The organism is Geobacillus sp. PLS 41 (assembly GCF_056494105.1).
Window position 1 is genome coordinate 2,159,864 of the sequence record NZ_CM151395.1, and the last position, 20,499, is coordinate 2,180,362.

General features: G+C 48.2%; 19 protein-coding genes. 15 read left to right on the plus strand and 4 right to left on the minus strand.

All coding sequences use genetic code 11. The features are described 5' to 3' along the window. Position 1 precedes the first annotated feature (1 nt). From ureE to ACVX3G_RS10820, 5 genes are all read left to right on the plus strand, one after another. Entirely contained in the window at positions 2–448 is a 447-nt protein-coding gene (ureE, locus tag ACVX3G_RS10800; protein ID WP_021321542.1) for an urease accessory protein UreE, read from the plus strand. Continuing rightward, complete coding sequence (locus tag ACVX3G_RS10805) at positions 441–1,118, plus strand: urease accessory protein UreF (RefSeq protein WP_021321543.1); 678 nt, start codon at positions 441–443, stop codon at positions 1,116–1,118. The genes ureE and ACVX3G_RS10805 overlap by 8 nt, the downstream gene beginning before the upstream one ends. A gap of 65 nt (positions 1,119–1,183) precedes the next feature. Beyond that, complete coding sequence (ureG, locus tag ACVX3G_RS10810) at positions 1,184–1,798, plus strand: urease accessory protein UreG (RefSeq protein ID WP_025039018.1); 615 nt, start codon at positions 1,184–1,186, stop codon at positions 1,796–1,798. Next, a complete protein-coding gene (locus ACVX3G_RS10815; protein WP_025039019.1) occupies positions 1,795–2,610 on the plus strand; it encodes an urease accessory protein UreD in 816 nt (271 codons plus the stop codon). The genes ureG and ACVX3G_RS10815 overlap by 4 nt, the downstream gene beginning before the upstream one ends. Positions 2,611–2,633: 23 nt before the next feature. After that, positions 2,634–3,257 (plus strand): urease accessory protein UreH, encoded by a 624-nt coding sequence (locus ACVX3G_RS10820; RefSeq protein WP_023633740.1) that lies wholly within the window; start codon positions 2,634–2,636, stop codon positions 3,255–3,257. A gap of 114 nt (positions 3,258–3,371) precedes the next feature. On the opposite strand, the gene ACVX3G_RS10825 is transcribed toward ACVX3G_RS10820, so the two are convergent. Together ACVX3G_RS10825 and ACVX3G_RS10830 are read right to left on the minus strand one after the other, a co-directional pair. Next, positions 3,372–3,851, minus strand: coding sequence for a GNAT family N-acetyltransferase (locus ACVX3G_RS10825; protein ID WP_023633739.1), 480 nt, complete (start codon positions 3,849–3,851; stop codon positions 3,372–3,374). Positions 3,852–3,923: 72 nt separating this feature from the next. Next, positions 3,924–5,093 (minus strand): tetracycline resistance MFS efflux pump, encoded by a 1,170-nt coding sequence (locus ACVX3G_RS10830; protein ID WP_025039020.1) that lies wholly within the window; start codon positions 5,091–5,093, stop codon positions 3,924–3,926. Between the two features lie 270 nt (positions 5,094–5,363). Here ACVX3G_RS10830 and ACVX3G_RS10835 point away from each other — a divergent pair, with 270 nt between their 5' ends. Together ACVX3G_RS10835 and ACVX3G_RS10840 are read left to right on the plus strand one after the other, a co-directional pair. After that, the gene (locus ACVX3G_RS10835) at positions 5,364–6,743 is read left to right on the plus strand and encodes a D-serine ammonia-lyase (protein WP_025039021.1); all 1,380 of its coding nucleotides are present in this window, start codon (positions 5,364–5,366) and stop codon (positions 6,741–6,743) included. 73 nt (positions 6,744–6,816) lie between these two features. Continuing rightward, a complete protein-coding gene (locus ACVX3G_RS10840; RefSeq protein ID WP_479454544.1) occupies positions 6,817–7,239 on the plus strand; it encodes a maltose acetyltransferase domain-containing protein in 423 nt (140 codons plus the stop codon). Here ACVX3G_RS10840 and ACVX3G_RS10845 read toward each other — a convergent pair. Further along, positions 7,140–7,790, minus strand: coding sequence for a cyclase family protein (locus ACVX3G_RS10845; protein WP_025039023.1), 651 nt, complete (start codon positions 7,788–7,790; stop codon positions 7,140–7,142). The two genes, ACVX3G_RS10840 and ACVX3G_RS10845, sit on opposite strands and share 100 nt — an antisense overlap. A gap of 645 nt (positions 7,791–8,435) precedes the next feature. On the opposite strand from ACVX3G_RS10845, the gene ACVX3G_RS10850 reads away from it, so the two are divergent. From ACVX3G_RS10850 to mmsB, 8 genes are all read left to right on the plus strand, one after another. After that, complete coding sequence (locus tag ACVX3G_RS10850; RefSeq protein ID WP_025039024.1) at positions 8,436–9,872, plus strand: aldehyde dehydrogenase family protein; 1,437 nt, start codon at positions 8,436–8,438, stop codon at positions 9,870–9,872. Positions 9,873–10,004: 132 nt separating this feature from the next. Continuing rightward, a complete protein-coding gene (locus ACVX3G_RS10855; protein ID WP_025039025.1) occupies positions 10,005–10,769 on the plus strand; it encodes an enoyl-CoA hydratase in 765 nt (254 codons plus the stop codon). 335 nt (positions 10,770–11,104) lie between these two features. Next, positions 11,105–12,112: a substrate-binding domain-containing protein gene (locus ACVX3G_RS10860; RefSeq protein ID WP_050436454.1), complete on the plus strand. Its 1,008-nt coding sequence runs from the start codon at positions 11,105–11,107 to the stop codon at positions 12,110–12,112. Positions 12,113–12,147: 35 nt separating this feature from the next. Next, positions 12,148–13,923, plus strand: a complete 1,776-nt coding sequence (locus tag ACVX3G_RS10865; RefSeq protein WP_033007424.1) for a cache domain-containing sensor histidine kinase — start codon at positions 12,148–12,150, stop codon at positions 13,921–13,923. 13 nt (positions 13,924–13,936) lie between these two features. Beyond that, a complete protein-coding gene (locus ACVX3G_RS10870) occupies positions 13,937–15,142 on the plus strand; it encodes a response regulator transcription factor (RefSeq protein ID WP_025039027.1) in 1,206 nt (401 codons plus the stop codon). Positions 15,143–15,335: 193 nt separating this feature from the next. Next, on the plus strand, positions 15,336–16,415 hold the full coding sequence (chvE, locus tag ACVX3G_RS10875; RefSeq protein WP_011231399.1) for a multiple monosaccharide ABC transporter substrate-binding protein: 1,080 nt from the start codon (positions 15,336–15,338) through the stop codon (positions 16,413–16,415). An 81-nt stretch (positions 16,416–16,496) separates the two neighbouring features. Continuing rightward, positions 16,497–18,038, plus strand: coding sequence for a multiple monosaccharide ABC transporter ATP-binding protein (gene mmsA, locus ACVX3G_RS10880; protein ID WP_014195986.1), 1,542 nt, complete (start codon positions 16,497–16,499; stop codon positions 18,036–18,038). 1 nt (position 18,039) lies between these two features. Next, entirely contained in the window at positions 18,040–19,263 is a 1,224-nt protein-coding gene (mmsB, locus tag ACVX3G_RS10885) for a multiple monosaccharide ABC transporter permease (protein ID WP_014195985.1), read from the plus strand. Between the two features lie 287 nt (positions 19,264–19,550). Here the strand turns inward: mmsB and ACVX3G_RS10890 are convergent, their stop codons facing one another. After that, on the minus strand, positions 19,551–20,429 hold the full coding sequence (locus ACVX3G_RS10890) for an IS982-like element ISGsp1 family transposase (RefSeq protein ID WP_014195983.1): 879 nt from the start codon (positions 20,427–20,429) through the stop codon (positions 19,551–19,553). Positions 20,430–20,499 lie beyond the last annotated feature (70 nt).

Consider the following 20,499-nt stretch of genomic DNA (forward strand, 5'->3'; position numbering starts at 1 on the left):
GATGATTATTGAAACGATTATCGGCAATATTCAAACCCTCCCTTCTCTCCCCCCGCACATCGAACGGGTGTACATGGCAAGCGACGATTTAGTGAAACGAATCCAGCGGGTCGTGACCGATCACGGGCGGGAACTTGGCATTCGCCTAAAGGAAGCTAAAGAATTGGCGGATGGAGATGTATTGTGGATGGATGACCATAACGCGATCGTTGTTTCCGTTCTTCCCGAGGATTTGCTTGTTATAAAGCCGGTTTCGTTGAAACAAATGGGGGAGATCGCTCATCAGCTCGGCAACCGCCATTTGCCCGCCCAATTCGAGGAAGGGGAAATGCTCGTCCAATATGACTATTTAGTCGAAGAGCTGCTTCAGCAGCTCGCCATCCCGTACAAGCGGGAAAAACGGAAAGTAAAACAAGCGTTTCGCCATATCGGCCACCGCCATGACTGACCAACAGCTGTTGTGGCTGCTGCAGCTCTCAGATTCGAATTTTCCGTCTGGAGCATTTTCCCATTCCTTTGGGTTTGAAACATACATGTACAATGAACAAATTTGCGATGCCAAAACGTTTCGTGAAGCGCTTGTCGTTTATATCCAGACCCAGCTGACGTATACGGATGGATTAGCGTGCCGGATCGCCTATGAGCAGTTGGAAGCCAACAGCATGGAAGGACTGCAGCGGCTGAACGAAACGCTGTTTGCCCTCTGCCTGGCGAAGGAAACGCGAGAAGGAACGAGAATGATCGGGGAGCGCTTATGGAAACTGTGCCGCCACATTTATTCGGTCGATGAACTCGATGAGATCGTGCAAACGAAGCAGTCCATTCATCCGGCCATCGTGTTTGCGGCGGTTGGCCGCAAAATCGAAGCGTCGAAGCGAACGACCGTGTTGACATATTTATTTACCGCCGTGCAAACGATGGTGCAAAACGCGGTCCGAGGCATTCCCCTCGGCCAAACGGACGGGCAAAAGCTGCTCGTCATGGTGCAGCCATATTTGATTCATGCCGCAAGCATCATCGAGGCGCTCGACGAAGAGGAGCTTGGGACGGCAGCCGTTGGTCTGGAAATCGCGCAAATGCAACATGAACGCCTTCCCGTCCGGTTGTTTATGTCGTAATGTTGGACAAACAAAACAGCGCCTATTTGGGTTTGAATGGAAAACGAAGAAGGGGGAATATCATGATGGAACCCGTACGAATCGGCATTGGCGGCCCGGTCGGCGCCGGCAAAACGATGCTTGTCGAGAAGCTGACGCGGGCGATGCATCGCCGTTTTAGCATTGCGGTCATCACGAACGATATTTATACAAAAGAAGACGCTCAGTTTTTAATCAAACATAGCGTCTTGCCGGAAGATCGGATTATCGGCGTCGAAACGGGCGGATGCCCGCATACGGCCATTCGCGAAGATGCATCAATGAATTTTGCCGCCATCGACGAATTGAAGCGGTGCCATCCAGATGTGGAACTCATTTTTATCGAGAGCGGCGGCGATAACTTGGCGGCGACCTTCAGCCCGGAGTTGGTTGATTTCTCCATTTACGTCATCGACGTCGCCCAAGGGGAGAAAATTCCGCGCAAAGGCGGGCAAGGGATGATTAAGTCGGATTTGCTCGTGATTAATAAGATTGATTTGGCTCCTTACGTCGGCGCCAGCCTGGAAGTGATGGAGCGGGACGCCAAAGCGGCGCGAGGGGCGAAACCGGTCATTTTTACGAATTTAAAAGAAGAGATCGGGCTTTTTGACGTTGTGGATTGGATCGAAAAACAGGTGCTGCTGGCAGGGCTGGAAGAATGAGCTGGACCGGGCGTTTGCAATGTACAGCGTCCTTCAGAAACGGCCGCACCGTCATTTTGGACAGCTATAATGAAGGAGCGCTGAAACTGATGCGCCCTGTTTATCTCGATCCTGCTCATCCGACGTTATATCTTGTCCACGTTGGGGGAGGGTACGTCGATGGAGACCGCTACGAGATCAATATGAAGCTGGAGCCTCACGCTAGACTGATGATGACGACGCAAGCGGCGACAAAAGTGTACAAAACTCCGCATGCGCCTGTTTGGCAATATACGCAATTTTCCTTGGGGGACGAAAGTGTTCTCGAATATTTTCCCGATCCTCTCATTGCCTACGAGCAAGCCCGTTTTATCCAGGAGACGGTCGTCTATATAACAAACCGTTCGACGTTTATGTACGGGGAGATCATCACGCCAGGTTGGGCGGAGAGCGGACAGCTGTTCCGCTACGATTGGATTCGTTCGAAACTGAAGGTGTATCAAGACGAAGTGCTCGTTCTGTTTGATCATCTGTACTTGGATTCGCGGCAGCACTTAATGAGCATGCTGCAGCTTGGCGGCTATACGCATGTCGGATCATTGGTGGCTCTTTCTCCGTTCATCACAAAGGAAGTGTTAGAACAGTTCAACCAATTAATGGAAGAGATGCCGCAAGAGGTTCGCTGCGGTTTTTCAGCGGCAGCCGTTCCAGGCTTTTCTGTACGTATATTGGCGTATGAAACATCGGCCATCGAAGCGATATTTCAACGCGTCCAACAGTTTATTCGCCAACAATGCGGTGAGGAAGCGCTGGTCTGTTGGCGGAAATATTAATGACAAGGGAGAGGAATGGGACAATGGGAGCGATATGGCCTGTACTCTTGTTTGGATTGTTGCTAGGAATGAAACATGCGACGGAACCGGATCATGTGATTGCTGTTTCCACGATCGTCAGTCGGACGAAAAAGCTCTCTCTTTCGTCACTGGCCGGCATGTTTTGGGGAATCGGCCATACGTTGACGCTGCTCGTTGTCGGGATGGTGATGATCGCCTTTGAGCGGCAAATTCCTGAACAGGTTGCTTCTTACCTTGAAATGACCGTTGGCGTAATGATCGTCATTTTAGGAATCGCCAGTTTTCGCTCGACAATGAGCATGGATCACCATCACCATGACGATATTCATCATTTACATATCAAATCGACATTGATCGGCATTATCCATGGATTGGCCGGAAGCGCTGGGATGGTGTTGTTGACGATGACGACGGTCAAAGGAACTTGGATGGCGCTTTCCTTTATTTTGATTTTTGGTTTAGGGACGGTCATCGGCATGATGTTATTCACGACATTCCTTGGCGTTCCGTTCGTTTGGATGAAAGCGAGACAGCAAGCCATGAACCAATGGATGGTGAAAACCGTTTCCCTCATCAGCATCGCCTATGGGGTATATTACATTTATCATATCGCCACCGAAATTTGACACTCCTCACGGCTAGCGTCATAGGTGGAGGAGTGTTCAAAAAATTGAAAGAAGCACCGGTCTCGGGAGGAGGCCGATGCTTCTTTTCCAATACGGCGTCATCATCACATCGTGTCACGCCAGTGGTTTCACCAGCAATAACTCATCCCGAATTGGAATGCCGTCAGGACTTGTTTTCGGAATGCTTGGCTTGATTCGCCGCGCCTTGTCGACAGCGTTCGGAAAGACATTCACAATTTGGTAGCCGCGCTTTTGGTAGAAACGAAGCGCATGCAAGTTGTCGTTGGTGGTGATCAGTTGAACAGCGGTGCACCTTTGTTGTCTCGCCCATGTCTCCGCCTCATGCAAAAGGGTGCTGCCGACGCCGCGGTTTTCCATTATGCTGTCTAGCGAGATGATCTCGCATTCGTTTCCGCGAATCACAAACGTAATGAGCCCGATGATCCGCTGTCCATTCTCGACAGCCGCAAATCCATCCAGTTCGCTGCAGTTATAGATGCCGGTCGAGACAACCATTTGCGGACTTCCCCAATGGTTGGTGAAAAACTGGTTGACCATGGCGCGGTTCAATTGTTTGATTGGAACGATGTTCAAAGCATTCCTCCTCCTTTTATCCATAAGACTTGCACTTGCGTGTGTAGCGGGTCACCCCCATCCCCTCTTGAATCAAAGGGACGTGTCTTTTTGCATCATCGCGCGTTGGAACGATTGAAAAACGGAAAAGGAAATGAATGTAAGCGCAATTCCTGCCGCATATGGCAAACTGGGCTTTAAGGTGAACAGCCAGCCGGCGATCGCCGGACCGCCAATGCGGCCGAGCGAATCGAACGAGGATAAAACGCCTGTCGCACTTCCTTGGCCATCCGCTGTATGCTTCGTTAACAAGGCGGAGACGCACGGGCGGATGACGCCGTTGCCAATGCCGAAAATCGTTAAATAGAGCGCGGCTGTCCAAAAGCTGTGAACGAATAAAATGAGAAAAAAGCCAACTGCTGACAAGAACAGCCCGACACGAATGACAGCTCCTTCCCCGAATGAGCGGATCAGTTTTCCAAGCAGCCCTCCTTGGACGATGGCCCCTGCAAGCCCCATGATCATAAAGATGTAGCCAAGTTCCGTCGACGAAAGCCCCGCTCGTTCAGCGGCAAAATAGGCGAACGTCGCTTCAAGTCCAGCGAGGGAAAACGTTGTGATCAGCTGCAGTAAGTATAGGCGCGCTACAGGCCCTTGGAGGGCGGCCGCAAGCGATGGCCGCTTTGTTCGTATATTCATTCGTTTTTCTCTCGGAAGCGACTCATGCAAGAAAACGAAAACGAATATAGCTGTCAGCAGCGCCAAGCTGCCTGCAATCCAAAACGGAGCGGTCAAGCTCGTTTTGGAAAATATGCCGCCGATCCCCGGTCCGAAAATAAATCCAAGCCCGACGGCCGCTCCGATCATCCCCATTCCTTTGCCCCGGTCTTCTTCGGTTGTCACATCTGCGACATATGCCATAGCGGTCGGCATCGTGGCGGCAGATAAACATCCCCCGATGATGCGAGCGGCAAACAACATCCAAAGTTTTGTCGCGACGGCGAGCAAGAAAAACGAAAGGGCCAAACCGAAAATGCCGACAAGCAGCATCGGTTTTCGTCCATATCGGTCCGATAAATTCCCCCACATCGGCGCAAATAAAAATTGCATGAGCGAATAAACGGCCATCAACCAGCCGAGTTGTGTCGGGGAAGCGCCGATTTTTTCTGCGTAAAATGGAAGGACAGGGATAATGATGCCAAACCCGGCCATGACCAAAAACATCACAAGAAACAAAAGCGATAAATCACGGCGATTGCCCATGATCATCATCTCCACGATATGGTTTGCCTCTTTCATCATAATGGAAAGACAGGCGTTTTTCAAAGCAGATCGCACCTTGCTTGGCCGTTCCGACGAGGCTGGGGATCACTCCTGAATGTCGCCCACAAACCATTTTCCTTCCTCCCCATTGACAATGGAAGCGGTTTTCGCGAGACTGGAGGTAAACGGTTCGACAAACAATGAAGCGGACTTTGGACCGGCATCCGCCCAGGGTGCGAAACGACAAACACGCATGGGAGAGAATGGTGCATGATGACCAAAAACGAAATCCAAAAGTGGATAAAGGAATTCCCGCTGCTTAAAACGATCATGGCGGCCGAAGAGGTGTTTTGGCGCAATCCAAAATATCACGCGTTTGCGCAAGCTATTCGAACGATTCCTTTACGCGAACGCGATGTCAAGGAGGCGGAAGAACGATTGCGCCGCTTTGCCCCCTACATCGCGAAAGTTTTTCCCGAGACGCGAACGGCCTATGGCATCATCGAATCCCCTTTAGTGCGAATTCCGAACATGAAACAGCGTTTGGAAAAGATGTTTCAGACCAACATTGAAGGGGAGCTGTTGCTGAAATGTGACAGCCATCTTCCCATCTCCGGATCGATCAAGGCGAGAGGGGGAATCTACGAGGTTCTGAAACATGCGGAAGAACTCGCTCTGGCAAACCATATGATCACCATGGGGGATGACTATGCGGTGATGGACAGTGAGGAATTCAGACAGTTCTTTTCCCGCTATTCGCTTGTCGTTGGTTCGACGGGAAATTTAGGCTTGAGCATCGGCATCATCGGGGCGAAGCTTGGGTTCCGCGTTACCGTTCATATGTCAGCCGATGCGAAACAATGGAAAAAAGACTTATTGCGAAGCAAAGGGGTCACCGTCATCGAACATCTCACTGATTACAACAAAGTGGTGGAAGAGGCGCGAAGACAGTCCGCCGAGGATCCAACGTCGTATTTTATCGATGATGAGAACTCGATCCATCTGTTTTTAGGCTATGCGGTGGCGGCGTTTCGGCTGAAAAAGCAATTAGAGGACATGAACATCACGGTTGATGAAAACCACCCGCTCTTTGTATATCTTCCTTGCGGCGTCGGCGGCGGTCCGGGTGGGGTGACGTTTGGCCTAAAGCTCGTGTACGGCGATCATGTCCATTGCTTTTTCGCCGAGCCGACGCATTCGCCTTGCATGTTGCTCGGCCTGATGACAGGACAGCACGATCGCGTGTCGGTGCAAGATTTTGGCCTCGATAACAAGACGGAAGCCGACGGGCTGGCGGTGGGCCGGCCGTCGCGGCTGGTGGGAAACATGCTTGAGAACGTCATCAGCGGCGTCTATACGGTGGACGATTCGACGCTTTATCGCCTGCTTGCGGCCATGGCTGATGCAGAAGGAATCTATTTAGAGCCGTCCGCATTGGCGGGAGTGGAGGGGCCTGTTCGGTTGTTTCAAGACCCCGCAGGGCAAAAGTATTTGGAGGAACATCATCTGAAAGAAAAAATGGAAAACGCCGTCCATATTTGCTGGGCTACCGGTGGAAGCATGGTGCCAAAGGGTGTGATGGAGGCCTATTATCGGGAAGGCGTGCGCATCGAAACGATGACAGGGAACGGTTTTTCTGAAGGACGATAAGATCATTCCATGGAGTTTTGAAACGAATGCATAAAGTGTTGGACGGATTCGATGAAAACCGAAAAAGAAAAAGATGTTGGCGGGGCAATGGTACAACCCCGCCGACCCGGAGCTCGTCAAGGAGCGGGCGCGGCGGCTCGTTCGTTTGTATAATGAAACCGCCAACGCGGTCGTCGGCGGGAACCCGGCGAAAGTGATCAAATGGATTAACTATATAAGTTGCAATAAAGAATTTCCGAATTTTTCGTTTCCGTTTTCATCTCGATACGAGCTGATACGGTGTAGCATGGCGGGGAATCAGTTGGATGTAAAACAAAATTTCAACTTATATAGCCAAAGGAAGTGCGCCCCGCATCAAAGCATGTGCGGAGCGTTTGGTTGCATCATCCTTCTTCGTTACGCCCACTGCACCGCCACCGCCCGAACGGGCGAACCGTCGCAGCCAGGCAAGGAAAGGGGGAGGGCAATAATATACGGGTCATCAAAATCGATCTGATCGAAGTTCGCGAAATTTTCCCCGATCACCCCGTTGGCGCCAAGAATGAGCTCGTGAGCGCGGAACGAAGAGCCGTCGGGCGGGTCGATGTTGAGCGCGTCGATGAAAAACGTCCGCACGCCCCGCTCCAGCATTGCTTCAATCACATCCGGCGCGACGTACGGATGATGGAAATACCGCTTTGTTCCGGCGTATTGCGACCAGCCGGTATGAAACAACACAATGGTTCCCGGCGACAGCTTCGGGATATACGGAGCGGTATCGGCCATCGTCACCGCTTCGCCTTCCGCTTTTCCGGTGGCATTGATCACGACGCCGCGGCCAAGAAAATACGTGAGCGGCACGTCATCGAGCCGCCAACCGTGTTCGCAAAAGTGAAACGGCGCATCCACATGCGTGCCGCTGTGCGACCCAAGCACAAGGCGGCTGACGTGGTAGCCGTCTTGGGCGAACGTCGCCGCCGGTTCGATTTTCGGCTTCGGATCCCCCGGGTACACCGGAGTTTGGGCCGTGATCGGCATGGTGAGGTCGATGATTTTTTTGATGATCATTTCTCGGTATCCTTTCAAGAAAATATTGGCTGCATCCATCATATAACGAAAACATATGGGAAAGAAAGATAGACTCCCATGACCAAAAATTTCGTCACCATCGGAGGAATGAAAATATCCCTATGTTGAACGCTGCCACTTTACGCATTTTGGAGTTCGGGTATTTTCAGGATAGAGAATTGGTTGATGTCGGGCGGAAGAAAAAATAATTGCCCTGTGTTGCAACATTGGGAGCTCATCCGGTGAACAGTAGAACCGGTATGGTGAACCTATTCACTGTTTTTGTCGACCAATGGCCTACTTAGTTGTGCTGTCTACAAGCCATTGTTCTTGACCAGGTGTAGCCTCTTCTTGTTTGAACATTGTCACAAGCGAGGAAATACATCACCATCAGCAAGCATTTTGCGGTAAAGTGAGCCTTACAGACTTTAGAATGAGACTGCCGTTTGCGCTTGCCATGATGGCACAAAAAATGCTTAAAAATGTAACAGCAGGTTCAATCATCATCTATTGAAATAAGAGGAAAAAGAAGGATTTTTGGGCATGATGGCGAATGAAACAAATAAGCAGGGCGTGTGGGATATATAACAAAGGGGGATGCGTTGGCTAAAGCTGCATGCCCAAAATAAGGAAAGGGTGAAATAGATGGAAACAGCGGTGCAGAAACAGAAGCTATACATCAACGGCGAATGGCGGGAAGGGAAGTCTTACACTGAACTGAAATCACCGTATTCACGCGAGACGATCGCCGAGATCCCGGCTGCATCGGAAGAAGAAGTTGACGAAGCGATCGCGGCGGCGTACGCCGCGCGGCAAACGATGGCGGCCATGCCAGCGCATGAACGAGCCGCCATTTTAGAGCGGGTCGTCGAGCAGCTGAAAGAGCGGCAGGAAGAAGCGGCAAGGTTGATCGCACTGGAAGCAGCCAAACCGATCACCACGGCGAAAGGGGAAGTCGCCCGCACGATCCAAACGTACAAATTCGCCGCCGAAGAAGCGAAGCGCATTCATGGGGAAACGCTGCCGCTTGACGCCGCGCCGGGCGGGGAACATCGCATCGCCTTGACGGTCCGCGAGCCGATCGGCATCATCGGGGCGATTACGCCGTTTAACTTCCCGATGAACTTGGTGGCCCATAAACTTGGCCCGGCCATCGCCTCGGGCAACACAGTTGTGTTAAAACCAGCCAGCCAAACGCCGCTGTCCGCCTACTTTATTGCCGAACTGTTCGAAAAAGCCGGTTTGCCGAAAGGGGCGCTCAACGTCGTCACGGGAAGCGGCCGCACGGTCGGCGACAAAATCGTCACCGACCCGCGCATCAGCATGATCACCTTCACCGGCAGCCCGGAAGTCGGCATCGCGATCCGCAATAAGGCGGGCTTAAAGCGGGTGACGTTGGAGCTTGGCTCGAACTCGGCCGTGATCGTCGATGAACAGGTCGATCTTGACCGCATCATCCCGCGCTGCGTGTTCGGTGCGTTCACGTTCCAAGGGCAGGTGTGCATTTCACTCCAGCGCATTTACGTGCATGAGAATTGTTATGACGAATTCGTTGAGAAATTTGTCACGGCGGCCAAACAATTGAAGACGGGTGACCCGCTCGATCCGAATACCGATGTGTCGGCCTTAATTACGCCAAATGACGTCGATCGGGCGCTCTCTTGGATCGAAGAGGCGAAACAAGGCGGCGCCAACGTTGTTCTTGGCGGCGAACGCGACGGCAATATCTTGCTTCCGACGGTCATTGTGGACGCCGAACCGACGATGAAAGTGTCGTGCCAAGAAGTGTTCGCCCCGATCGTCTTGATCAACCGCGTCCGTTCGATCGATGAAGCCATTGAACTTGTCAATGACTCGCGCTACGGCTTGCAGGCGGGCATCTACACCGACAACGTCCATACCGCGTGGAAAGCGGCGAAGCAGTTGCACGTCGGCGGCGTGTTGATCAACGACATCCCGACGTTCCGCGTTGACCATATGCCGTACGGCGGCGTGAAAGAAAGCGGGTTTGGCCGCGAAGGAGTTCGCTATGCGATTGAGGAAATGACGGAGTTGAAGTTGATTATTTTCAACGAAAATTGAAGCAACGAGAAATTGAATTTCGACAGAGGACGTTCTTGGCGAAAAAGAGCGTCCATTTTTTCGTGCGGAAACAGGAGTTTTCCTCTTTGGAAGGAAATAAATAAATGAATCATCATTCAGAGGGGGAGAGCGATGGAAACGATCGTACTGACATTTGACCAAAACAAAGCGATTTTGGAGCTGAACCGCCCGCAGGCGCTCAATGCGATGGATGTACAAATGTTGCATGAGCTCGTCGACGCGCTGCGGAAAATCAAGGAAAGCGACGCTTCCGTTGTCGTCATTCGCGGCAGAGGAAGAGGATTTTCGGCTGGGGGCGACATTAAGACGATGCTCGCTGTCGATGATCCAAACCAGTTTCAGACGGTGATGAATACGATTCGGGAGATGATCATGCTCTTGTATACGATGCCGAAAATCACCGTTTCCCTCATCCATGGCCCAGCGGCTGGCCTTGGATTCAGCTTCGCCTTGGCAAGCGATTATCTTATCGCCACGAAAGAAGCGCGCCTGGCGATGAATTTCATCGGCATCGGCCTCATCCCTGATGGCGGCGGGCATTTCTTCCTGGCGCAGCGGGTCGGCAAGGCGAAAGCGAAACACATCATCTGGGAAGGAAAACCGATGAGCGCGGACGAAGCGCAGCAGCTTGGGCTCGTTGACTTCGTTGTCGAAAACGAGGAGCAGGCCGAACCATTCATCGCTTCCTTGCAGGAAAAACCGCTCCAAGCCATGATCGCCACGAAAATGTTGTACGTCGAACAAACAAAAGAAGATTTGCTTCGCGTGCTCGAACTCGAAACCGACGCCCAACAGCGCATGCGGCAAACCGAAGACCACCGCGAAGGCGTCCGCGCCTTTTTAGAAAAGCGGAAGCCGGTGTTTCGGGGGAGGTAGGAAAAGACAAAAAAGCAGGAAATGCCCCTCTGTTTTTTTAGTCTAAAGGGGCTGACCCAAAAGGCCGTCTGTCTTCAGGATAGACACAAAATATAGTGGGGAAGAAGCGGTTAGTTCATAGCGGTTAGTTCGTAGACGAAAGGGGGTGTCCGATCTTTTGGGCCCCCCATTTTTATGTATAATCTAACTCTCAATTGATGGATGTCAAATTGATTTGAATGACTAGTGTAAATCATGGTAAATTGTTGTATATCAATTTTATTGATACGTACAATTACAGCGATTAAGATATCATTTGTATAAAAAATAGAACGCCAAAGGCGAGGGGATAAGCAATGAAAATAAGAACTTTAATTGCAATGTATGCATGTTTGTTATCCATCTTTATCGCGTATGCCTACTATTATCAACAAGATATATCCCGCATTCGTTCTCTTCAGGATGAGATTTCTTCTCTCCACGGCAAGCCTGATGAAAAATATGTCATGGTCACCTTCCAATCAGGCATGGATTATTGGAAACGCTGTCTCAAAGGATTTGAAGACGCAGCGGAGGCGTTGAACGTTTCCGTAGAATATCGAGGGGCGACTCAATATGACGTCAATGAGCAAGTGACAGTGCTCGAACAAGTGATCGCGAGAAAACCAGCTGGGATTGCGGTTTCTGCCATTAATCCGACTGCGCTGACGAAGACAATCAATAAAGCAGTCGAGGAAGGGATTCCAGTTGTATTATTTGACTCGAACGCTTCGGGAAGCAAGGCGTTTTCATTTCTAGGGACGAATAATTATAGCGCTGGAGTGACGGCGGCTCACGAAATGGCTAAACTGCTGAAGAATGAGGGGAAAGTCGCGATCATTACTTCCCCTCATCAACTCAATCATCAAGAGAGGACGAGAGGATTTGTTGAGACGATCTATCAAAAATATCCGCGAATGCAAGTGGTGGCCGTAAAGAATGGAAAAGGGGACGCTATGGCCTCAAAACAGGCGGCAATGGAGATTTTAAAGGATTATCCGGATGTGCAAGGGATCTTTGCAACAGAAGCGAACGGGGGAGTTGGCATGGCAGAAGCAGTCAAAGAGCTAAATAAGAAAGAGATTAAGCTCATTAGTTTCGATACAGAAAAACAAACGTTAGATTTAGTGAAGGGGGGCGTTATTGCTGCGACGTTGGCGCAAGGAACGTGGAATATGGGATATTGGTCGCTCCAATTTTTATTTCATCTTCATCATCATCTCACATCTCCATCCCGGTCAGGAGATTCACCGTTGCCAACGTATGTTGATACAGGAATTACGGTCGTTACGCGGGAAAATGTGGATCATTTTTATGCCAAATGACTACATAGAGAAATGAGTGATTGAGGTTGCGAATGATGAAGCGTTGGCGGGTTAGCCATTGGCCGATACGATACAAGTTTGTTTCGTTGTTACTCATCTCTATGATTGTGCCTGCACTCTGTTTAGGAAGCTTGGTAGGGTGGACGGTTGATCGAATTATCGAACGACAAGTAAATGAAAATACATTGCAATTGATTAGCCAAGTCAATCAGACATTAGAGTTTTATGCCAATAATATGCAAAACGCAACGTATCTCATTGCCTTTAATCCACAAATGAAAGCGTTTTTGGATCGTAGAGCGCCTCGCAATGATTATGAAATGCGTCAATTTTTGCAAGGAATCACTACGTTGTATCCCGAGATTGCGGGGATTTTAGTTGTTAACGAATATGGCGACTATATAAGTAATGAAATGTACAGCCGTTCTTCCGCGCCATTGACAAAGGAATGGTGGTATCGTGAGGCTGTGAAAAATAAAGGGATTTTTAAAATGCTCGGTCATCCTATCGGACGAAATGTTATTTCTCATGCCCATTATACAAGTGCAGAAGTCGTATCTGCAGTTCGAGCCATTATGGATCCCGAGACACAAAAAGTGAAAGGGGTTGTACTGGTTGATTTAAAGTTGAGAGTGATTGCGGAAGCTACTAAAAATATCCGTCTTGGAAAATGGGGATATTTATTGGTGATGGATGAGCAGGGGAAAAGCATCTATACTCCGAGCCGTTCTACAGTGACAGCTGTCCCATTGCGCTGGATCAAAGGAAATAGCGGTGCATTTTCCAAGAACATCAATGGACAACATGTTCAGTTTATTTACCAGCGCTCTCCATTTACGAATTGGACAACAATCGGGGTGTTCCCCAGCGATGAATCGGCATTAGAAGTGAAAGAGATCCATTTTTATATTGTCAGTTTTATTTTTTTCGTCTGTTTTATTGCAATTGGTGCTTCCTATTACCTGTCGTTTTCATTATCTCGTCCGATCAGCCAGTTGACGGCATTTATGAAAAAAGCGCAAGCAGGCGATTTAACGATTCGTTATCATGGTGAGCGTACGGATGAAATTGGGATGTTGGGTCGAAGTTTCAACCACATGTTGGATCAAATGCAGCGTTTTATTTCTTTGGCCGAATGGCAGGAGCGGCAGCGATGGGAGGCAGAGTTGCGGGGGTTGCAAGCACAAATTAAACCGCACTTCCTTTACAATACATTAGATACCATTCAATGGATGGCACGCAAAAAAGGGGCTGATGATGTTGCTGAATTGGTCGGCACACTGGCAAAGCTGTTCCGCATCGGATTAAGCAAGGGGAAGGATATGATTCTTTTGGCTGAGGAAGTAGAGCATATTAAAAGTTATTTACGTATCCAGGAAGTTCGCTATAAAGATAAGTTAGACTACACATTTGACATTCCGGAATATCTGCAACAATTTTATGTGTTAAAGTTGCTGTTGCAGCCGATTGTGGAGAACGCGATTTATCATGGCATTAAACAGCGGAAAGGACCAGGACATATTTGGATTCAAGCGCGAGAACATAAAGGAGTAATGTATATTCGTGTAAAAGATGATGGCGTCGGAATGTCCCGGGAGCGGCTGGAAGAGTTGAGGAAAAGTTTAGACATTGATTTTACATCAGGAGACCAGGAAGGCAGAATGCGAAAGGTGAAAGGATATGGAATGATGAACGTACAAGCTCGCTTACAATTAACATTTGGCCCGTCCTACCGGTTGCATATCGATAGTGAGGAAGGAAAAGGAACAACCGTGACGATTGTGCATCCAATCATCACCCATCTTCCTTAGGAGGGATGGATTCATGTGGAAGGTGCTGATTGCAGATGACGAAGCGATCATTCGTGAAGGGATTCGGGAGTCGATCGATTGGAATGAATTTAACATGGAAGTTGTTGCAGAAGCAGAAGATGGGGAAGAGGCGTTGGAATTAGCTTTACGGCATCGAGTGAATGTATTGTTTGTCGATTTAAGCATGCCGATCATGGACGGGCTTACGCTGATGAGACATGTGCGGGAGAAGTTGCCCAACTGCCATATGATTGTAATTACCGGTTATGATGAGTTTTCGTATGCACAGGAGGCGATTCGCCTTCAAGTGGATGATTATTTATTAAAGCCAACCGATCCGCAACGATTGCGCGAAGTAGTCGCAAAAGTGAAAGAGAAGCTCGAACAGGAGCAAAAGGAAAAACAATATAGGGAATTGTTAACGAACCAAGTACAAAAGCATATTCACGTGCTTCGCCAGCAATTCGGGATGGAATGGGTGGCAGGGCGACTGACGGAGGAGGATATCATGGGACAACTGTCATTGCTCGGACTTTCACGGTCTTGTCCTGCGCAAGTCGTGGTGATTCAATGGTTTTCATTTAAAAATCAACCCATTGTGAGCGATCGGGATCGGCAGTTGCTTTTATTTGCCATTGAAAAGGCCGTCTCTGAATTATTGGGGGATGGTGAAAAAATTGTTTTTCGTGATTCAAACGAGTTCATCGTTGTGATCAGCTGGAAACCGATCAGTGAAGAACAGCGTAGGCAGATTGAAACGGCACTGAAACAACATTTGCACATCAGGGCCAGTGTATATATAGAAACGGTGGAAGGAGGAATGACCGGGGTGATGGCGGCATATGAAAAATGCAAAGAGCAAATGGCGGAAGAAAGCCGCCTTTCTCCGATTGTCCGCCGCGCTAGGCAGTATATACAGAAACACTTTAGCCAGCCGGATTTGACGCTTGAGTCCGTTGCACAGTTTCTCAATGTCTCTCCGGTTTATTTAAGTCGAATTATCAAGCAAGAGCTCGGTATTTCGTTCATCCATTTGTTGGCGAAAACTCGGATGGAGAAGGCGGCGGAATTGCTTTTGTCTACCGAACTGCCGATCCATGAAATTGCTGAACGTGTCGGTTATGATACGCAACATTATTTCAGCACTGCTTTTAAAAAGGCGATGGGAGTATCTCCAAATCAATACCGGAGAATGCACATAACAAACGATAGCTCCTAAGATAAGGAAGGAAACGAGTGTTAATGCGACGGGACGGTCTTTTGAAAAGATCGTTCTTCTTTTTTTGAAAACGCTTCAACAAAGTTGAATTTTTATAAAAACAGTTAATTAATTAAAAAGACGGACAATTTGTTCGATGATATAGTAAAATCAGAAATTAAATATACGTACAAATTTAAAAGGGGGTAAAAAAATGAAAAGGCTTTTATCTGTACTGACGTTATTGGTGTTTGTACTGTCATTGTCCGCCTGTGGAGGACTCGGAGCGAATGGTGGAAAAGACGCCGGATTTGTTGGTATTTCAATGCCGACAAAATCATCGGAACGCTGGATTCGTGACGGGGAAAACATGGTGAAAGAATTTAAGAAGCTCGGATATAAGACGGATTTGCAATATGCCGAGGACGTAGTCGAGAACCAAGTATCGCAAATTGAAAACATGATCACCAAAGGGGTCAATGTGTTAGTGATTGCTCCGATTGACGCGGAAGCGTTAACGGATGTGTTGGAAAAAGCGCATAAACAAGGAATTAAGATCATTTCGTACGATCGTTTGATCAAAAACAGCAAGTACGTCGACTATTATGCAACGTTTGATAACTTTAAAGTTGGTGTGCTGCAAGGCCAGTACATCGAACAAAAGCTCGGATTGAAAGAAGGAAAAGGACCGTTCAACATTGAGTTGTTTGCCGGTTCTCCAGATGACAATAACGCCTATTTCTTCTTTGATGGAGCGATGTCGGTGTTAAAACCGTACATTGATTCCGGAAAATTAGTGGTGAGAAGCGGCCAAACGAAGTTTGACCAAGTAGCGACATTGCGTTGGGATGGAGCTACGGCTCAAGCGCGTATGGATAACTTGTTGAGCGCGCATTATACGAATGCTCGCGTTGATGCGGTTTTGTCCCCGTACGATGGCATTAGCATTGGCATCATTTCTTCCTTAAAAGGGGTTGGCTACGGAACTCCGAGCAAGCCGATGCCGGTGATTACTGGGCAAGATGCGGAATTGGCTTCGGTGAAATCGATTATCGCAGGGGAACAAACGCAAACGGTATTTAAAGACACAAGAGAATTGGCGAAAAAAGCGGTTGAGATGGTTGATGCGGTGTTGAAAGGGAAAAAGCCGGAAGTGAACGATACGAAAACGTATAATAACGGGGTCAAAGTTGTCCCAGCGTACTTGTTGGAACCGGTTTCGGTTGATAAATCCAATTATGAAAAAGTGTTGATTGACAGCGGTTATTACAAAAAAGAAGATTTAGAAAAGTAGAAGATGCCAAAAAGACGGATATAAGGGATGTACCTGTACCCCCTTATATCCGTAACTCTCTTACAAGGGGGGCAGCGGGAGATGTCTGAGTTTATTTTAGAAATGAGAGGGATTACGAAACAATTCCCTGGAGTGAAAGCACTTGATAATGTGAATTTAAAAATACGGGAAGGGGAAATTCACGCGCTTTGTGGAGAGAATGGAGCAGGAAAATCGACATTAATGAAAGTCTTGAGCGGCGTTTATCCGTACGGCACGTATGACGGAGAAATTTTATTTAAGGGCGAAGTATGTAGATTTAAAGATATTAAACAGAGCGAACAGTTAGGAATTGTTATCATTCATCAAGAGCTGGCCTTGATTCCCTATTTATCCATTGCCGAAAATATTTTTTTAGGGAATGAACGGGCGAAAAGAGGCATCATTAACTGGAATGAAACGATCGCTCAAACAAAAAAGCTGTTGCAGAAAGTCGGATTAGAGGAGTCGCCGCATACATTGGTCGGCCAACTTGGCGTCGGCAAGCAGCAACTTGTAGAAATCGCGAAGGCGTTGGCTAAAGATGTGAAATTGCTTATTTTGGATGAGCCGACCGCAGCGTTGAATGAAGATGACAGCGAAAATTTGCTGAATTTGCTTTTGGAATTGAAAAAACAGGGGTTATCGGCCATTATTATTTCCCATAAATTAAATGAAATTACGAAAGTCGCTGATTCGATCACGATTTTACGAGATGGAAAAACAATTGAAACGTTGGATATGAAACATGATGAGGTGACCGAAGACCGGATTATCCGTGGAATGGTCGGACGCGATTTAACGAATCGCTATCCTTCAAGAACACCGAAGATAGGCGAAATCATATTCGAGGTCAGGAATTGGACAGTATATCACCCTGTTTATTCGGAGCGCAAAGTGCTTGATAATATCAATCTGTCGATTCGCAGAGGAGAAATTGTGGGGATCGCCGGCCTTATGGGGGCGGGACGAACCGAATTGGCCATGAGCATCTTTGGTCGGTCATACGGAAAGAAAATTAGCGGAGAAATATGGAAAAACGGGGTCAAAATCGATGTCAGCGATGTCAGCAAGGCCATTGCCAACGGGATTGCCTATGTAACAGAAGATCGAAAAGGAAATGGCCTCATCCTAATGGAAGACATTCGGAAAAATATTACACTTTCCCGCTTAGGGAAAATCTCAAATCATTTTGTGGTCGATGAAAATCAAGAAATTGTTGAATCGGAGCGATTCCGTGACCAATTCAAAATTAAAACGCCAAGCGTATTTCAAAAAGTAGAAGCCCTTAGTGGCGGGAATCAACAAAAAGTGGTGTTAAGCAAATGGATTTTTGCTGAGCCAGATATTTTGATTCTCGACGAACCAACACGGGGGATTGACGTCGGAGCGAAATATGAAATTTACACGATCATTCAGCAGCTAGCCGATGCAGGAAAAGGTATTTTAATGATTTCGTCCGAACTCCCAGAAATTCTTGGCATGTGCGATCGAATTTATGTGATGAGTGAAGGGATAATCACTGGAGAGGTGTCGCGGGAAGAAGCGACACAGGAAAAACTAATGAGGCTTATGACGAAAACAGCGATTCAGGAGGGGGCATAAGATGGGAGCACTAATGCAAAAAACAGCACAACATTCTCCAAAGCGGTCTACAGAAAGTCAGCAGTTATCGTTGAAGCAGATGATCAAAAACAATATGAGAAGTTACAGTATGGTCATCGCTCTCATTTTGATTATGTTATTGTTCCAAGTGTTAACTGGAGGCATTTTGTTGCGGCCATTAAATATTACAAACTTGATTTTGCAAAACAGTTATATTTTGGTGCTGGCTGTTGGCATGATGCTTGTCATTATCACCGGACATATTGATTTGTCCGTCGGATCGGTGGCAGCTTTTGTCGGGGCATTGGCCGGCATTCTGATGGTTCAGCACCATGCATCAGTATGGTTGACGGTGCTCATTTGTTTATTGCTCGGAGCCTTGATTGGCGCATGGCAAGGATTTTGGGTGGCGTACGTAAAAATTCCATCATTCATTGTTACATTAGCAGGGATGTTGCTGTTCCGAGGATTGACGATGGTTATTTTGGAAGGACAGTCGATCGCCCCGTTTCCGAAAACATTCCAAAATATGAGTTCTGGGTTTCTCCCTGACGTATTTCATGGAGGAGAGATCCATCTGTTCACCATTGTGATCGGTTTCGCCGCTTCTCTCTTATTTGTTGTACTGGAATGGAGAAAACGAAACAGTCAGAAAAAATATGGGTTTGCGGTCACCCCTGCGGCGATGTTTGCCTTGAAGCTGGCTGTGATTGCCGCTGTGATCATGATTTTTACTTATATTTTAGCGACGTATGAAGGAATTCCGACGATTCTAGTGATTTTGGTTGCGTTGATCATTGCTTATTCCTTTGTGGCGAACCGGACGGTCGTCGGCCGCCATATTTATGCGATTGGTGGTAATGAGAAGGCTGCGCAATTGTCCGGGATTAAAACGAAACGTGTCACGTTTTGGGTGTTTGTCAACATGGGCGTGTTGGCCGCTTTGTCCGGATTGATTTTTGCCGCTCGCCTCAACGCTGCGACGCCGAAAGCGGGGAACTTGTTTGAGCTCGATGCCATTGCGGCGTGCTTTATTGGAGGCGCATCCGCTTATGGAGGAATCGGCACGATTAGCGGAGCGATCATCGGCGGTCTAGTCATGGGCGTAATGAATAACGGGATGTCCTTGCTGGGGCTCGGTATTGACTGGCAACAGGCCATCAAAGGGCTTGTATTGCTTATTGCTGTGGCTTTTGATATTTACAACAAAAATAAAGCTGCTTAATGCGAAAGCGAAGGGCCAAGCGCATTGCTTGGCTTTTTTGTCAAATGGTCAAAAGATGGATGCAAGACTTTATGCTCGGAAAGAGTGCGATCGGTTCTATGATCCATATGCCGAGTCGTATTTCAAGTGGTTTTGGAGACTGAAGCGTTTTCTCCATCGTTCCCTTTCACTCGAAAAAGAGCGTGTACAAGTTCCCTCATGTTTCATTCTTTCCGCTGCTTGCTTTTAGAATAATGATACGGACAAATAAAAACTGTTATAATAAAACCCGTGGTGCTAGTTGAGCGTCAGCGCTCAACCAGCCCTAGTGTGACCAAGGAATAAGCCAACAAGATGCCATCGAGTGCCACTTCAAACCCGGCCATGGAATTCGCTCGAATGTCGGTGATCCGGTATTGGTCTACGAGAATCGAAAACACCGTCTCGATGACTTTGCGTTTTTTTTGGATCCATTCTTCCCATGCCTTGGATGGGCCGTGCTTTTGATTGTGTCGAGACGGTGTCCAGAACGCGACTTGGTGTTCTTCGTACAGCTTTTCTCGAAGAGCGTGGCTGATGTACCCTTTGTCCCCAAAGTTGTAGGGATGAGGGATTTGAGTCATCACCGTTTCAGCGGCTTTGACGTCGTGGCAGGACGCTTCCGTCACGACATAGCCCATGGCCAGCCCTTGATTGGTCACTTGAAGATGCAGCTTGAAACCGTAGTACCATTGCTTTTTGGAAGCACAATACCCCATATCCGCGATCCCTCGAAATCGCTTGACGCGCTGCATTCTCACGGGATGGCACAACGGAAGAGGCAAGCTGTCGACGACCGCATAAGCATGGTGTTGGCCACGTTTCGCCAGCTCATGACGGATCCATTTGATGGCGAAACCAAGCGCCCGGCAGCGGCGGTTGTATCGGGAGCGTTCAAGAAACGAGCCATTTGTGAACAAATTTCCCGTGACAAAACGATGCCAGGCTCGTTCGGAAGAAAAGCCCAGCAGCTTCCCCAAAAGGTGAACCGCCATGACCACTTCGTCTTCTTGCTTGACCAAGTGACGGTTGCGGCGATGAAGATACATTTGAATCAACGACAGTTGGGCAGAAACAAAACAGAAAATAGCGGCATATTGTTTTTGAAGTTTGGCTGGATCTGTAGTAAAATGAAAGTGCTCTTGCATGGGGGATCTCTCCTTTCGAATGTTGGGTGACACTTTCATTCTACTGGAGATCCGCCAGCAAGGGCTATTT

What these genes read in the sequence shown, in the direction of transcription:
- ureE (WP_021321542.1), top strand. Translation starts at nt 2, where the DNA reads ATGATTATTGAAACGATTATCGGCAATATTCAAACCCTCCCTTCTCTC.
- ACVX3G_RS10805 (WP_021321543.1), top strand. Translation starts at nt 441, where the DNA reads ATGACTGACCAACAGCTGTTGTGGCTGCTGCAGCTCTCAGATTCGAAT.
- ureG (WP_025039018.1), top strand. Translation starts at nt 1,184, where the DNA reads ATGGAACCCGTACGAATCGGCATTGGCGGCCCGGTCGGCGCCGGCAAA.
- ACVX3G_RS10815 (WP_025039019.1), top strand. Translation starts at nt 1,795, where the DNA reads ATGAGCTGGACCGGGCGTTTGCAATGTACAGCGTCCTTCAGAAACGGC.
- ACVX3G_RS10820 (WP_023633740.1), top strand. Translation starts at nt 2,634, where the DNA reads ATGGGAGCGATATGGCCTGTACTCTTGTTTGGATTGTTGCTAGGAATG.
- ACVX3G_RS10830 (WP_025039020.1), bottom strand. Translation starts at nt 5,093, where the DNA reads ATGGGCAATCGCCGTGATTTATCGCTTTTGTTTCTTGTGATGTTTTTG.
- ACVX3G_RS10835 (WP_025039021.1), top strand. Translation starts at nt 5,364, where the DNA reads ATGATGACCAAAAACGAAATCCAAAAGTGGATAAAGGAATTCCCGCTG.
- ACVX3G_RS10840 (WP_479454544.1), top strand. Translation starts at nt 6,817, where the DNA reads ATGTTGGCGGGGCAATGGTACAACCCCGCCGACCCGGAGCTCGTCAAG.
- ACVX3G_RS10845 (WP_025039023.1), bottom strand. Translation starts at nt 7,790, where the DNA reads ATGATCATCAAAAAAATCATCGACCTCACCATGCCGATCACGGCCCAA.
- ACVX3G_RS10850 (WP_025039024.1), top strand. Translation starts at nt 8,436, where the DNA reads ATGGAAACAGCGGTGCAGAAACAGAAGCTATACATCAACGGCGAATGG.
- ACVX3G_RS10855 (WP_025039025.1), top strand. Translation starts at nt 10,005, where the DNA reads ATGGAAACGATCGTACTGACATTTGACCAAAACAAAGCGATTTTGGAG.
- ACVX3G_RS10860 (WP_050436454.1), top strand. Translation starts at nt 11,105, where the DNA reads ATGAAAATAAGAACTTTAATTGCAATGTATGCATGTTTGTTATCCATC.
- ACVX3G_RS10865 (WP_033007424.1), top strand. Translation starts at nt 12,148, where the DNA reads ATGAAGCGTTGGCGGGTTAGCCATTGGCCGATACGATACAAGTTTGTT.
- ACVX3G_RS10870 (WP_025039027.1), top strand. Translation starts at nt 13,937, where the DNA reads ATGTGGAAGGTGCTGATTGCAGATGACGAAGCGATCATTCGTGAAGGG.
- chvE (WP_011231399.1), top strand. Translation starts at nt 15,336, where the DNA reads ATGAAAAGGCTTTTATCTGTACTGACGTTATTGGTGTTTGTACTGTCA.
- mmsA (WP_014195986.1), top strand. Translation starts at nt 16,497, where the DNA reads ATGTCTGAGTTTATTTTAGAAATGAGAGGGATTACGAAACAATTCCCT.
- mmsB (WP_014195985.1), top strand. Translation starts at nt 18,040, where the DNA reads ATGGGAGCACTAATGCAAAAAACAGCACAACATTCTCCAAAGCGGTCT.
- ACVX3G_RS10890 (WP_014195983.1), bottom strand. Translation starts at nt 20,429, where the DNA reads ATGCAAGAGCACTTTCATTTTACTACAGATCCAGCCAAACTTCAAAAA.